The sequence below is a fragment of the Endozoicomonas gorgoniicola genome (assembly GCF_025562715.2).
GTDB lineage: Bacteria > Pseudomonadota > Gammaproteobacteria > Pseudomonadales > Endozoicomonadaceae > Endozoicomonas_A > Endozoicomonas_A gorgoniicola.
This window is the reverse complement of sequence record NZ_JAPFCC010000001.1, coordinates 975,544-989,335: the sequence shown is the minus strand read 5'-3', so window position 1 is coordinate 989,335 and position 13,792 is coordinate 975,544. Positions and strand designations below refer to the sequence as shown.

General features: G+C 49.0%; 11 protein-coding genes, 5 tRNA genes and 1 riboswitch. Of the genes, 12 read left to right on the top strand and 4 right to left on the bottom strand.

The window, feature by feature from the left end; translation table 11 throughout:
- The first annotated feature begins 27 nt into the window (after positions 1-27).
- The 8 genes from NX722_RS04570 to NX722_RS04535 all read left to right on the top strand — a co-directional run bounded on the left by NX722_RS04570 (position 28) and on the right by NX722_RS04535 (position 3,056).
- Positions 28-104 (top strand) — tRNA-Met (locus tag NX722_RS04570).
- An 80-nt stretch (positions 105-184) separates the two neighbouring features.
- Positions 185-261 (top strand) — tRNA-Met (locus NX722_RS04565).
- Between the two features lie 79 nt (positions 262-340).
- Positions 341-417: transfer RNA gene (locus NX722_RS04560), tRNA-Met, on the top strand.
- 79 nt (positions 418-496) lie between these two features.
- Positions 497-573, top strand: a tRNA-Met gene (locus NX722_RS04555).
- An 80-nt stretch (positions 574-653) separates the two neighbouring features.
- Positions 654-730, top strand: a tRNA-Met gene (locus NX722_RS04550).
- 46 nt (positions 731-776) lie between these two features.
- Entirely contained in the window at positions 777-1,667 is an 891-nt protein-coding gene (locus NX722_RS04545; protein ID WP_262566916.1) for a patatin-like phospholipase family protein, read from the top strand.
- A 229-nt stretch (positions 1,668-1,896) separates the two neighbouring features.
- On the top strand, positions 1,897-2,478 hold the full coding sequence (locus tag NX722_RS04540; RefSeq protein WP_262566915.1) for a DJ-1 family glyoxalase III: 582 nt from the start codon (positions 1,897-1,899) through the stop codon (positions 2,476-2,478).
- Positions 2,479-2,654: 176 nt separating this feature from the next.
- Positions 2,655-3,056, top strand: a complete 402-nt coding sequence (locus NX722_RS04535; protein WP_262566914.1) for a hypothetical protein — start codon at positions 2,655-2,657, stop codon at positions 3,054-3,056.
- A gap of 123 nt (positions 3,057-3,179) precedes the next feature.
- On the opposite strand, the gene NX722_RS04530 is transcribed toward NX722_RS04535, so the two are convergent.
- Entirely contained in the window at positions 3,180-4,880 is a 1,701-nt protein-coding gene (locus NX722_RS04530) for an AMP-binding protein (protein ID WP_262566913.1), read from the bottom strand.
- A 331-nt stretch (positions 4,881-5,211) separates the two neighbouring features.
- Here NX722_RS04530 and sctD point away from each other — a divergent pair, with 331 nt between their 5' ends.
- From sctD to NX722_RS04510, 4 genes are read left to right on the top strand one after another with little or no spacing between them, the layout of a single operon-like run.
- Positions 5,212-6,702: a type III secretion system inner membrane ring subunit SctD gene (gene sctD / locus NX722_RS04525; RefSeq protein WP_262566912.1), complete on the top strand. Its 1,491-nt coding sequence runs from the start codon at positions 5,212-5,214 to the stop codon at positions 6,700-6,702.
- Positions 6,680-6,937, top strand: a complete 258-nt coding sequence (locus NX722_RS04520) for an EscE/YscE/SsaE family type III secretion system needle protein co-chaperone (RefSeq protein ID WP_262566911.1) — start codon at positions 6,680-6,682, stop codon at positions 6,935-6,937. The genes sctD and NX722_RS04520 overlap by 23 nt, the downstream gene beginning before the upstream one ends.
- Before the next feature lie 22 nt (positions 6,938-6,959).
- Positions 6,960-7,226 (top strand): EscF/YscF/HrpA family type III secretion system needle major subunit, encoded by a 267-nt coding sequence (locus NX722_RS04515; RefSeq protein WP_262566910.1) that lies wholly within the window; start codon positions 6,960-6,962, stop codon positions 7,224-7,226.
- Positions 7,227-7,246: 20 nt separating this feature from the next.
- On the top strand, positions 7,247-7,621 hold the full coding sequence (locus tag NX722_RS04510) for a tetratricopeptide repeat protein (RefSeq protein WP_262566909.1): 375 nt from the start codon (positions 7,247-7,249) through the stop codon (positions 7,619-7,621).
- A 6-nt stretch (positions 7,622-7,627) separates the two neighbouring features.
- On the opposite strand, the gene NX722_RS04505 is transcribed toward NX722_RS04510, so the two are convergent.
- The 3 genes from NX722_RS04505 to NX722_RS04495 form a co-directional block, all read right to left on the bottom strand.
- Positions 7,628-11,053 carry a DUF4135 domain-containing protein gene (locus NX722_RS04505; protein ID WP_262566908.1) on the bottom strand — a complete coding sequence of 1,142 codons (3,426 nt, stop codon included), beginning with the start codon at positions 11,051-11,053 and terminating at the stop codon, positions 7,628-7,630.
- Between the two features lie 11 nt (positions 11,054-11,064).
- Positions 11,065-11,493 (bottom strand): CesT family type III secretion system chaperone, encoded by a 429-nt coding sequence (locus NX722_RS04500; protein ID WP_262566907.1) that lies wholly within the window; start codon positions 11,491-11,493, stop codon positions 11,065-11,067.
- 75 nt (positions 11,494-11,568) lie between these two features.
- Positions 11,569-13,164 (bottom strand): Na+/H+ antiporter NhaC family protein, encoded by a 1,596-nt coding sequence (locus NX722_RS04495; protein ID WP_262566906.1) that lies wholly within the window; start codon positions 13,162-13,164, stop codon positions 11,569-11,571.
- A 173-nt stretch (positions 13,165-13,337) separates the two neighbouring features.
- Positions 13,338-13,530: riboswitch (Lysine riboswitch) on the bottom strand.
- Positions 13,531-13,792: the final 262 nt, after the last annotated feature.

The following is a 13,792-nucleotide window of genomic DNA, read 5'->3' as shown; positions in this document are numbered from 1 at the left end:
TCGTCCATAAGATTCGCACCTCATTGATGCGGGGTGGAGCAGCCTGGTAGCTCGTCGGGCTCATAACCCGAAGGTCGTCAGTTCGAATCTGGCCCCCGCTACCAATTTGATACAGCAGCGTTTTTGCTGTTGTCACAACGACGGTCACACGAACCAGTGCAGTGATCAGTCTATAAAGAATGGATGCGGGGTGGAGCAGCCTGGTAGCTCGTCGGGCTCATAACCCGAAGGTCGTCAGTTCGAATCTGGCCCCCGCTACCAATTTGATACAGCAGCGTTTTGCTGTTGTCACAACGACGGTCACACGAACCAGTGCAGTGATCAGTCTATAAAGAATGGATGCGGGGTGGAGCAGCCTGGTAGCTCGTCGGGCTCATAACCCGAAGGTCGTCAGTTCGAATCTGGCCCCCGCTACCAATTTTATACAGCAGCGTTTTGCTGTTGTTACAACGACGATCACACGAACCAGTGCAGTGATCAGTCTATAAAGAATGGATGCGGGGTGGAGCAGCCTGGTAGCTCGTCGGGCTCATAACCCGAAGGTCGTCAGTTCGAATCTGGCCCCCGCTACCAATTTTATACAGCAGCGTTTCTGCTGTTGTTACAACGACGATCACACGAACCAGTACAGTGATCAGTCTATAAAGAATGGATGCGGGGTGGAGCAGCCTGGTAGCTCGTCGGGCTCATAACCCGAAGGTCGTCAGTTCGAATCTGGCCCCCGCTACCACCATTTGATCAAATCGGCTTTTCCGGTTTTTTTGTTTTTCAGGTCAATGCAATCCTCCGATCTCTCCAATCAGCCCAAAACCGCTCTTATTGTTGAAGGCGGCGGCATGCGAGGCGTATTTGCTGCCGGCGTGCTTGATGCTTTTGCCGACAAGCGACACAAGCCTTTTGCTGGCTACTACGGAGTTTCAGCTGGTGCCCTCAATCTGCTTTCATTCCTTTCCGGTCAGCGGGGTCGAAACCTCGACATTTATACCGGTACCTGTCTGGAACCCAACTTTATAAGCCTTGCCCGTCATATTCGTGGTGGCAACCTGTTCGATCTGGACTGGTTTTTTGAACGAATCAGCAAGCAGTTTACCATTGACAGCCGTCGCTTCTATCAGACTCTCGAAAGCAGTCTCATGACAGTGGTGACAACCTGCACCCGCACCGGCTATCCGGTTTACCACGAAATAACACCGGATACTGACAGGGTCGACCTGTTCAATATCCTGAAGGCGTCCAGTGCATTACCCATGATTTATCGTTCTCCAATCCATGTTGACGAGCGAACATTGATGGATGGCAGCCTTTCCGACCCTTTGCCAGTTATCAGGGCCATTGAAGATGGCTTCAACGATCTGGTCATTATTCGAACCAGAGAAAGCAACTATCGGAAAACGGCATCTTCCAGCAACCGTCTTCTGGCCTGGCAGTTTCGTAAGCAGCCCGAGCTGTCCAGCCTGATTCGCCAGCAGTACGCTATCTATAACGAAACACTCGACCAACTTGATGACTTTCGGGAAAGAGGCATTTCTATCACAGAGATCTGTCCAGAGACGCCTCTAAATTCGACCCGTAGTACACGCAACCGTAATCGACTGGTGGCTGACTACCATCGGGGTTATGCCATTGGTTATAACCTGCTGGGTCAGGACAACCCTTTATCGGAGTGACAGGCATTCAGCCTGTCCCCCCATTCTTCAAACTCCCTACCTCTTTATCAAACAGCATTTTCATAATAAGACCAACGGGAGGCTGAACTATTTTTTCATCACCTTTCGTGATGGAAAATTTTCACGGTAAAAAATACCCCTCTGGCGTTCTTGCAATTCCCGACTAGGCTATGTACTGCCAGCATTCTCGACAGTAATTTACGGTCTATTCCGTTACGAGAGGTTACTTATGTCCAGACCCGTTCTCGTCCCCATTGCACAAGGCTGCGAAGAAATTGAAGCAGTGACCATCATAGATACCCTGCGCCGGGCTGGGGCTAAGGTAACAGTTGCAGCCTGTACCAGCGATGACAGTCTGGATATCGAAGCTTCCAGAGGAGTAAAGCTGACCGCTGACACGCATATTAACCATTGTCGCGACAAGACCTTCCACATGATAGCGCTCCCCGGCGGCATGCCCGGCGCTGCGAACCTGAGAGACAGCGAACCTCTGATTCAGTTATTGCACGAACAAAAGCAGGCTTCCCGATGGTACACCGCCATTTGCGCTGCACCCGCCGTTGTACTGGCACACCATTCATTGCTTGATAATGTCAGTGCCACCTGCTACCCCAGCTTTCTTGACCAGCTTGAAGGCGCACTTCCCCGCCCGACCGATCCGGTTGTGATCGACCTGAAAAACAAAGTAATCACGGCACAGGGACCAGGCAATGCCATGAGCTTCAGCTTTGCTCTCATTGACGCTTTGTATGGCAAAGACACTCACCGACCTGTTGCGAAACAGATGATCGCCGACTGGGCCATTCACTAACAGTCAATTCACTGAAATTGAATTTTGTTGAAGCCGTAGCCGGAAGCGCTTGAGCAATGAGTCAGAGCTTAGGATTTTATTTGATCGGCTACTTATGCTTATATTGAAAAAATAAGGGTTTAGAAAAAGGCAGTACGGACGCTAGCACAGTAATAACCCAGGGAGGTATACCATCAATGGAAAGCATTATCTTAATCGCAATCAGTGCTTTTGCTCTTTATTATCTCAGCCTGAAGCAGGATCATATGGCTGACACCATGCTTGCCGAAGCATTTGACCGGTTTGAACGCCGATACAACAACGTGACCTACTCCTGTCACGAATCAACAGTCGTCAAAAAGAGACTGTTCAGCTTTCCTGATGTACCTTGCATTCCTTCTATTAATTTCAGTGTTCGTGCCCTGTGCCTGACAGAAAGTGGAGACTGGTTCTGGTTTGACGCCAGCATTCGTCTGATGAAGATCCATACAACCAGCATCACTCCCGCTACCAGCCAGGAAGCCAGCGAAGCCCTGAAGGATGACCCAGAATGTTTCAGCCGTTATTTTTCTGACAAAAAACCAGCCAACCATGCATAGCCATACAGATAACAGCGGACAGCGGACAGCGGACAGCGGACAGCGGACAGCGGCATATTCTGAGCTTCACTACTTACGCCACCAACAATAATGTTGAGTGGCGTTTTTTCAAGAGGCCAACCTTTAGCCTTTCATCTCCTCACTGCGCAGCTCTTTTCTCAGAATTTTCCCAACCGGCGTCATGGGAAGCTCGTCACGAAACTCAACCTGCTTCGGCACTTTGTAGGCAGCAAGGTGCTGGCGACAATATTCAACCACTTCGTCTTTGCCCAGTTCTTTATCCCTGGCAATAACAAACAGCTTTACCGCTTCTCCGGTTTTCTCATCAGGTACCCCAATGGCTGCACAGTTATCAACCTTGTTAAAACTACTGACAACATCTTCAACTTCGTTAGGGTATACATTAAATCCGGACACCAGGATCATATCCTTGATGCGATCAACAATTCGCACAAAGCCGTCTTCCTGAATAACAGCCACATCTCCCGTTTTCAGCCAGCCATTCTCATCAAGCACCTCTCTGGTGGCAGCTTCATTTTTCCAATAGCCTTTCATCACCTGCGGCCCCCTGACGCACAACTCTCCGACCTCGTTGACAGGTAGTTCATTACCACTGTCGTCCAGTATCTTCAGGGCAGTATCAGGAACGGGCAAACCGGCTGTTCCCAGCTGTGACAACTCCCCGATTGGATTAATGCACACCGCCGGGGTACATTCAGTGAGACCGTAGGCTTCTGAAACACGACAACCGGTTACCTTATGCCAGTGCAGGCCTGTGTCTTCCTGCAGTGCTGTTCCCCCGGACAGCGTGAACTTCAACCCTGAAAAGTCACACTGACTGAAATCAGGGTGATTCATCAAACTGACAAACAGTGTGTTAAGCCCAACAAACCCTGTGAATCGCCAGGGCTTGATAAATTTAATAAAGGTTGCCGTATCTCTGGGATTAGCAATAAGAATATTACGATTGCCAAGGTACGGCATACACAACAGGTGTACGGTAAAAGCATAGATATGATAAAGCGGCAGAGGAGCAACAATAATTTCCTTGCCCACTTCCAGCCCCTGCTGCTCAGAATCCATTTTCTGCGACAGAACCTCTTTGGCCTGTAGCATATTGGCAATAAGATTACGATGGGTCAGCACGGCTCCCTTTGCCACCCCGGTGGTACCACCGGTATATTGCAGTACCGCCGGATCACTCAGGTCAGCCGCTTCAGGTGGCTGATAAGGCAAATCACTACCTTTCTTTAACGCTCCACGAAAAGTGATAGTAGGCTTCAATCCGTGAGGCGGAACCATTTTTTTCACGTATTTGGCAGCAAAGTTAATCAGCTGTCTTTTTGGCGCAGGCAACATGTCCGCCAGTTGAGTGACAATCAATACTTCAATCCCGGTTTCTGAAACCACTTCTTCAACCAGGTGCGCAAAGTTTTCCAGATACACCAGTGCTTTAACATCAGAGTCTTTGAACTGATGCAGCATCTCCCTGGCGGTATAAAGAGGATTAGTATTCACTACCACGAGCCCGGCCCTGAATGCCCCATAAACAGCAATGCAATACTGCAACAGGTTTGGCATCTGGATGGCTATCCGGTCCCCGGGCTTCAGGGCAGGGCAGCTTTGAAGATAAGCTGCAAAATGCTGGCTGTATTGATCAACATCAGCAAAACTCAGAGTGTGCCCTATACCGGTAAACGCCGGGCGACTTGCATTTTTGGCAAGCATACTGTTTATCAGCGCCAGCACATTTGGATAACTGTCAGGATTGACGGAGTTATTAACCCCTTTGGGTCGCTTGTCATTCCAAAAACTGGTTTCCATTGATTACTGCCCCCATTATATTATTTTTATCGCTCTGAATGGTCGAAATACCAGCGCCACAGGCTGCTGAACATCAGGAAACTACCGCGACCATATTAAAAGCAACTGACAAAATATTCCAGAAAACATCACCGCCGCTTACAAAATCTCATCTCCACACCTCTATCACTCCGGGGTGGTAAAGCCATGCGTATTCACTTACTCTAATATTGAGTACCATTACGGCTCCGGATCAGGATGATCAGATCAAACGACAGGGACTACAAATCACCGCTTTCAGCCATTGATTCTTTCCCTCTCGCCTGCGTTATAACTCCAGCGAGGTGCTGCTGTGGGTGAATACTATCTGAAGATTCTGTCCGGCAATCACATTGGTGCAGAAATACCTCTGGAACCGGGACAGTATTCACTGGGAAAAGATGAAAGCTGTGACCTGGTTCTGAGCGATGCCGCTCTTCGTGACAATGAGCTAATTATCCAGATTACTCCTGAAGGACAGCTCAATATTTTTCCTAAACACGAGGAAGATCCGCTTTATCACAACGGCCAGCCTGTTGATAAACCATTCACCATGGCAGCTTTTGATGTTATCACTGCCAGCAATCTTTTTTTTACACTTGGATCGGCCGATGCAGACTGGCCAGATATCACACTGCCCGAACTGCAGCGACCAGAGCCTGACGAAAAGTCAGAACAAATTGACAGCGACACAACCTCTGAAGCAGAAGACAGTGATGACGGACTTCCCGACGTTGACCTGGACGAAGATAGTGACGATGAAGATGATGTCGACGACCTGGAACTGGGATATGAAACGGATTTTCTGACCAGCGAGGAAGACTCCGACGATGAGAGCAACAAGCCAGCTCCTCCCCCTGCGATCATCAAGAAAATTCTGATCGGTCTGCCTCTTAGTCTGATACTCATCATTATACTGCTGGCAGTCTTTCTCATAGCCGAAGAAGCACCACAAACTGCCGCTCCCGAAAATAAACCCATTGATTATGCCCTGCAGGCAAAAACCATCAGGGATGAACTTAATCAAAAACATGTTCGGGTCAAAAAACTACCTGACAAAAGTGTTCTGCTAACAGGCTACACCAACACCCTGAAAGACAAACAAAACTTTCTGCGTAACCTGAGCGAACAGAACATTCCCTTCACCTCACAGCTGGTTATTATGAACGAGCTGCGAGCCAGTGCTGACGCTCTGCTGCAAAACCGGGGCTACAGCGATATACGTCTGGAGCTGGACAACACGCCCGGCTCACTCGTCATGACCGGTTATGTCGCCAGCGCCGAAGAATTGACGAATTTGATCGATATGCTCAAACAGGAAATCCATGGTCTGGTATCCGTTGTCGATCAGGTTGAAAATCAGTCGAGCCGACTGAATACCCTCAAGTCCATGCTCAGGGAAAAAAACCTTAGCTCCCGAATTCATCTGGTACAAAAAACCAATCTTATCACTCTAGAAGGTCATCTTTTGGACGATGAACAGGTATATAACCTGAATGATGTTGTCTCTCGTTTCAGGAAAAGGTATCGGGACAACCCTGTATTAAAGGTCGCCACTCGCTCTGCGAATGATAATAAAGACCAGAAAGCGGGACTGCTGCCCTCCCTGAGAATCCGGGGAATCAGCATGGGAAGAGTTCCGTATGTCATTATGGAAGACGGGGGCAAGTACCTGATCGGGGCAAAACTGGCGAACGGGTATATAATTGATGATATTAACCTCGACTATCTTTTATTAATAAAAGGAACTGATCGGGTCAAATACCGTCTTGGAGGGAACCGTGACGGACAAAAAAAACAGTGAGACTATCAATCTTTCCGGAACTGAAGATCTCCTGCTCAATGACAAAAGCGGCGAATATCGTGAACAGCTGCTGAAACAGCTGATGGATGAAGCGTTTCGTCTTAAAACGCTTGTCGATCAAGGCATCGCTCCCAACGAATTTGAAAAAAACACCAGTATGATGCTGGCGTTACTGGCGGCTGCCGACGTGGTAGACCACACCTGGGAAAAACATCACAAACAGCCCTCTGGCTGACAGTTCAAAGGGAGCATAAACCATGGCTCAAGGCGGAACAGGTGGACCAACGGGCGGCGCTACTGGTAATAACTTCAATTTCGACCAGATACAGTCTACGTTCGGCCAAAAAGCGAACGAGCTGGATATAGAGCTGAAAAATAAAATTTCCACCATGGACCCGAACAGCACCAAAGACATGGTCGCTTTTCAGGTCGATTTTAACAAATACATGATTATTGAAGGTCTGCGATCCAGCATTATCAAGTCCATCAAAGATACCATCCAAAGTATTATCCAGAAACTGTAGGCACAGGGAGAGCTTAAGTCATGGCTGACGATTCACTGATTAAAACATTGGCAGACATCGGCTTTATGGCCACTTCCAACAATATGTCCAGGCAGGCCTTTGCTATTTTTTATGGACTGGAAAAAGCACGCCCTGACAGCCCTGTTTCCCACATTGGTTACGCCTTTCAGTACATGAACAAGAAACTGCACAAGGATGCACTGGATATTCTGCACAAAAAAGCCCTGCCCCTGGATGAAGACAACCCAACCACGAAAGCGTTTATAGGTCTGGCTCTGATGTTTGAAGGACGCAACAAGGAAAGCGAAAATTTTCTATCCGAAGTATCTACTCAGGGCGACGAGAGCGCCAGAATCATGGCCAAAGAACTTCTGGCTCACATTCACCAAAGCTGAGCCCCGCTAATCAGACAGCGATTCTCTGATGGACTGTCTGACATCTTCAGGCATATTCCAGCCCGGCACCAGTTGTTGTGTAAACCAGACAGCAAGCATATCAACATAGGCCTCAACAAAACGAAGCCTGACCGCCTCATCTTTCAGACCGTCCAACAGCTCCCTGACACTATCCATGACATCGGTATTGAAGTATTCCCCGGCAACAGATTCTGTCAATCCATCATATTGCCGAACAGAAAGCCCTCGCCCTCCCACCAGACTGGTGTAGACAGGGAGTTCAAGTCCCAGGATGCTCCCTGCCAGAGAATCATCCAGGAGCGTCACTGTTTCCTGCCATTCAGGCTCAATCCATCTCTGGCTCACCTCCCCGGCCAGAGTCATCCTTCTGGTCAATCGACGCACAAAAGCTTCAACTCGCTCATTATCCAGCGATTGCAGAGCTGAAGCTGTTTGAATATCACACAACAATTTCCTGGCTTCATTAAGGTTCATAGACGGCTGGTAGCGAATCTGATAACCCTCCAGCCCGGATAACAGCGTCTTACATTCATCACTATGCTCTGCTACAGCCGCTATAGCCTCTGTAAACCCGGCCAATATATCCTCAGCAAACCGGGTCATTGGGTTGCAATCAAGGCTATTCTGTCCTTCTATCGTCAGCAGATGCATCAATACGGGCTTGAATTGCTGAGGCTCAACCTCAAGCAATTCACCATTCACCAACTTAACAGAACAAGGGGCAAGCCTGGCTATATGAAAGTCCTGCCACAGATGAGCCAGCCCGGTCACCTCCAGGCTACTGCCGTCAAACCCTCTTAAAAAAGCCGTCTCTGGCTGCTTCAGTTCATTCAGCAACCTGTGATAGCACCCTCTGTGAAAGGCGGTTTTCGGGTCAATCAAATAAATCATGCCATTACGGCTGATCAGGTTCTGCTGGTGTAAATCCGCCACCCCCAGCAGTAACACATAAGCCAGAAGACCACCCGTTTGACGGTAATAATCCCTGGCCTCATCCGCCGACAGAGTTAAACCGGACTCATCATAATCCAGGAACTCTGCATAACCATAGTGAATCAACCTGCCAGCAACAGACTCCTGTCGACACAGAAGCCGGTGCGTACCTATCTGAATCTGTGGCTGAACCTGTGACTGAACCTGTGACTGAACCTGTAACAACCACTGATTAACCTGCTTAACCACCTGCCCATCGGGATCAATCAGTGCATGGTCCACTCGCATATCTCTTGCCTTGTAAACGAGCTTCTGGCCATTATCAAACGTCAGCAAAAAGACCGAGTATTCCCGATGGTGCGAAAAGAAATCGACTCCGGCCAGGGCGCCAGCCTGACTGCCCCAGACCTTGCCGTAGGTCGATTGAATACTTTCCATATCCTGCTGCACCCTGCGCAACAGGCAGCGGACGCTGCGTAAATACCTGAAAACCAGTACCCGATGTGAGCGATACCAGTACGGCCAGGACCGGGCCAGAAACTCAACCCCACCCGCCTGCTTCAGCGCTTCAAGAACTTCGCTGTAGGCTGTTAATTCCTGCTCCCTGGCAAACCAGCCAATGGCCTGAAGAAGCGCACCATCCAGAATGCTGACCAGTTCATTTCCCAGAGCCTGCAACAATACCGGCTTATGCTCGTTAAATGGGGCAACAGCCTTCGACAAAACAGCCATACCGGAAGCCAGAAAGGGTTGCAAAAGATGCGCTCGTCTCTGCTCAGGAAAAGTCAGCTTATAATCATCACCTGAACCATCAGAGCGAATCATTTTAACAAAAGAAGCGCTTTCAGATCCGGCTTCCGACAACTTTAACAGCTGGTATTTCAGCATCCAGGCAAGAGTAAAACGAATCGACTGCCCCTCATGCAACGCCTCCAGCGATGCAACGGTTCTGGACTGAATACATTGTTCCAGTAACCGGTAGATAACGTCCTGATCCAGCCACTCCTTAAGCTCGGAGAAATGAAAACCATGTTCCGACTGGATCAGAACCCTCAACCCACGATCAGTTGTTACAAGATTTTGGGACAACTCCAGCTGTTCAGAAGGGTAGTGACCAAACACATTATGAAATGCCAGACCAGCAGGCCGCCCCTGCCGATAGGCGACTAAAGCCGCCTCTTTTCCCAGTGCCACAGCCATTTGCTGATAAGCATCAATCAGCCCGGACCAGGCAAACTGTTCAACAAAACGTCGCCTTCCGGCTTTACCAATCTGTTGTCGTAAATCATCATCCGTCAACAGACCTGCAAGCACATTAACCAGAGCCTCGATATCAACCGATACACTCTGAGCTTCGATCAACCGGGCCTGGGGCGCATGCAAGAGGCTCAAAGAACGATTAAGTGCCTCATTATTCACACCTATCGTGGGAATCAAGTAACCATCCATCTCGTTCTCTACCAGCTCCCGGTAGCCATTCCAGTCAGACAGAACGACAGGCACCTCATCACGCATGGCTTCCAGAGGCGTTATTCCAAAGCTTTCCTGCACATTATCAGCAAGAGACACAAAAACATCCGCCGCCTTATAAAGCTGATGTTTTTTGCTTTCATCAATCGACAATTCGAAGCGAAGATGGTCTTCAAGGTTTAGCTCATAAGCTCGCTTAAGCAGCGACTGCATATAAGGGTTGCCAGCATCCCCGGAACCAGCGATAACCAGTAGAAAATCACCAATCCGCCACTCTTCAATCAATTCATTCAGGGCAAGAAGCAATGGGTGAATGTCCATTTTATCGAACGGCGATAAACGCCCAAGGCAGAGAAGTATTTTTTTATCATCTGGCAAATTCAACAACTTTCTTGCAGCGTCTTTACTCTCCTGACATTCAGAATCCACTTCAAGACCCAGACCCTGCTGCTCAAGCCGCCCACGATAAGGAAGCGCAATCCCCAGACTGTCACTGATCGACGCAGAAGCGGTCGAGAGCAAACGCTTAACCACCTGCCTCTGGGAAACAGAGCTGCACAGAATGGCATCGCAGCTTTTCACCGGCGACATCACCAGATCCTTAATTCTGGAGAGACCCGGATCATCACTCATGGTATGAGCCCTGCCCACCACAGGAAAGCACTTTGGGGCATGGTGGTCGCGCAAAGCCACCAAATCAGAAATATACGGATCACCACAATGAAAAACCGCATAAAGGCATTGGGAAAAATAATCAGGCAGCTGGTGAACACTGATCAGCCTGATAACCTTATCCGAACCATAGGCATCAAAATGCGGCTGCCATTCAGATCGAAACCCTTCAATCTCTGCTGGCATCAGAAACAGATGCAATTCGGTAAACTGACTGTGGCGAACAATCGCTTTCAAAAAAGAGTCATTCGCATTCTGAAGCCCGTTATACCCCAACTGCTTTCCGGGTCTGTGGGTAACAAGACAACCAAACAAACCATTTTGCAAAATGCTCATTAAGCCTCCCGTCAGGGCATGATCATAACGGGCGCAGAAGGCATAGTCAGCGCATCTTCATTAATCAGTGTCAGAATATATTCAAAGTTATTCGCGAACTCAGCCAGGGCCTCTTCAATAATATCTTCATTAAGCCCAAGTGCCGTTCGAGTCGTTGACAGGGAGAGTTCGTCTGAATCCGGCTCAATACATAAGCTGATTCTTTGGGTCTGGATCAACCCCAAATGCTTCTGCAGAAGCTTCTTGAGTAGCTCTTCCTGCTCATCAGGTCTGGAAGGTAATTTGGCGATAACACCGTGGAGATAAAACTTGCCATTCGCCTGAAAGCAGGCAAGCTCAATACGATCATCAATGGAAATGTAGTAACGGTTATCCCTGAACTCCAGCTCCCCCATCTGGTTGCGCCGGGCCACAGATTTAATCAGGTTATCAAAGCTCATAGCATCCCTGCTTGCTGGGTAGAACGAATGAAAAGACATCCTTGTCTTTCGTCTTCATTCTTTCAGTGTAGGGGGTTATTCCTTGACAAGTACAGTATCTTCAGGGGTGTTGGAATAGCCTGACAACTTGCGGAACAACATCAGCAACAGACCAAAGGACACCAGAGATGCAGTAAAGCCTGCCGCTACAGAATCTGACATACCCATGACCAGGTAACCCAACATGGCAACCACCGCAATACTCAGAGCATAAGGTAGCTGAGTCGTTACATGATCAATATGGTGGCAGGAAGCACCCGTGGAAGACAGAATCGTCGTATCAGAAATTGGAGAACAGTGGTCACCAAATACCGCACCCGCCAGAACCGAAGCCAGCATAGGCAGCATCATGGAAATCTCCGCAGCCGCCGCCATATCACCCGCGATAGGCAACATGATACCAAAAGTACCCCAGCTGGTTCCGGTAGCAAATGCCATAGCGCCGGATACCAGGAACAGAATCATTGGCAGATAGCTGGGCTCCAGAGATGAGCTGCTGACCAGTCCTGCCAGATAACGACCGGTTTCCAGAGAGCTGATGACATCCACCAGCACCCAGGCAAAGACCAGAATGTAAATCGCTGGCAGCATGGAGCGCACACCTTCAATGATGGCCTTACTCCAGGCCGGGCCGTCCAGATCATGACGAATCATGCGCACCATGGTCACCGCCAGACCAATTAGCCCGCCGTATACCAGAGAGTGAACCACGTCAGTGTTTTCAAACGCCCCCAGAACCGAAAACGCCTCCCCCGCTTCAGACAGGACAGCAGCACCGGTAGCAATCAAAGAAGCACTCGTCGCAATGACCAGAGTAACAACCGGAATCACCAGGTCAGATACCGTTCCTTTAGAACTTCTGCCCAGCTCAGCACTGGCACCGGGAGGCGTGCCTTTACGGGCGTCATACAGTTCACCCGCGCGGGCTCGACGTTCATGAGTACGCATCGGCCCCACATTCAGGTCCATCCAGGCGCTGCAGATAACAAGCGCCAGTGCAAATATCGCGTACAGGTTCATCGGCACCATGGCAACGAAAGCAGAAATTGCGCTGATATCGGTGATCTCATGAGTCGCCAGAATCGTACCAATCAGGGCAATAATATAGGCACCCCAGCTGGACACCGGCGTGACCACACAAACCGGTGCTGCGGTGGAGTCAATCAGGTAAGCCAGCTTGGCACGGGAAACACCGTGACGATCGGTTAAGGGACGGCTGATATTACCTACCGCCAGACTGTTAAAGTAGTCATCAATAAAGATGATCACACCCAGCAGAACCGTCAGCAACTGAGAACCCTGACGAGTCTTGACCCGCTCCCGAGCCCAGTCACCAAAAGCACGGGCGCCACCGGAAATATCAATCAGGGTAGTGATAACACCCAGCAACATCAGGAACAGCAGAATAAAAACACTGCTGACATTAACACCTTCATCCCAGAAAACAGCAAAAAAGCTTTTGCCGATGTACGCAAGGGAATCCAGAGGGCTGTAGCCAGTCAGCAAAAGAGCGCCGGTCAGGATACCTGCCCCCAGAGACAGAAGAACTTTTCGGGTAACGATCGCCAGTAAAATAGCGACGACAGGGGCTGCCAGAGATAACGGCGAGTGACTAAAACTTAATAAATCCATAAAACTGATCTCGTAATAACAAGTCATTTCATACGGCCGTTATCCTTAACAGGCTGTTATTCAGTTTGACTTGCAGGTGTCAGATCAGGAGGCAGTTGGATAAGGAGCAGAACAGATCAGTTCATACTTCTGTTGTGTAAATTCCCAACCGTTTAACGGGTCAGCTCACACAGACTTCCAGTAGCTCTCCACAGTTCAAAACCGTGACAGTGATACACCTCTTCGATGCACCACCAGCGGGTAGATATGACACTCGTACCCACTTCGGCACTTTTTCCTTTCATCCGGCTTACTGGCTGAGAAGCTCAACCAACGGAGTCACCCTACTCCGGATTACTATTAAAATAGTGCGCCTCTACTTCTTCGTTTAAGAGTTTCTCGTTTGAGAGTTTCTCGTTTAAGAGGATCACAGGCAGTGACTTAGCGAAGCTTCCTGCCACGCGCCACTGCTGATGAAAGACTATTATGCACACTGATAGCAGCCTGACAACCGGCTCAACATAAAAACTTCTTTCATTCCCTGTAATAGATCAATTTTTCAGCTAAAAGTTTCGTAAAGTTATGTTTTTTAACCATTTTTTACAAAAAATCCCCGCCATACAGGATAACGGGGGATTTTTTTATGGAT

Bases quoted from the DNA above. Each gene is read 5' to 3' on its own strand.
- NX722_RS04540 (WP_262566915.1), top strand. From the start codon at position 1,897: ATGTCCAGACCCGTTCTCGTCCCCATTGCACAAGGCTGCGAAGAAATT.
- NX722_RS04515 (WP_262566910.1), top strand. From the start codon at position 6,960: ATGGCTCAAGGCGGAACAGGTGGACCAACGGGCGGCGCTACTGGTAAT.
- NX722_RS04530 (WP_262566913.1), bottom strand. From the start codon at position 4,880: ATGGAAACCAGTTTTTGGAATGACAAGCGACCCAAAGGGGTTAATAAC.
- NX722_RS04505 (WP_262566908.1), bottom strand. From the start codon at position 11,053: ATGAGCATTTTGCAAAATGGTTTGTTTGGTTGTCTTGTTACCCACAGA.
- NX722_RS04500 (WP_262566907.1), bottom strand. From the start codon at position 11,493: ATGAGCTTTGATAACCTGATTAAATCTGTGGCCCGGCGCAACCAGATG.
- NX722_RS04510 (WP_262566909.1), top strand. From the start codon at position 7,247: ATGGCTGACGATTCACTGATTAAAACATTGGCAGACATCGGCTTTATG.
- NX722_RS04545 (WP_262566916.1), top strand. From the start codon at position 777: ATGCAATCCTCCGATCTCTCCAATCAGCCCAAAACCGCTCTTATTGTT.
- NX722_RS04535 (WP_262566914.1), top strand. From the start codon at position 2,655: ATGGAAAGCATTATCTTAATCGCAATCAGTGCTTTTGCTCTTTATTAT.
- NX722_RS04495 (WP_262566906.1), bottom strand. From the start codon at position 13,164: ATGGATTTATTAAGTTTTAGTCACTCGCCGTTATCTCTGGCAGCCCCT.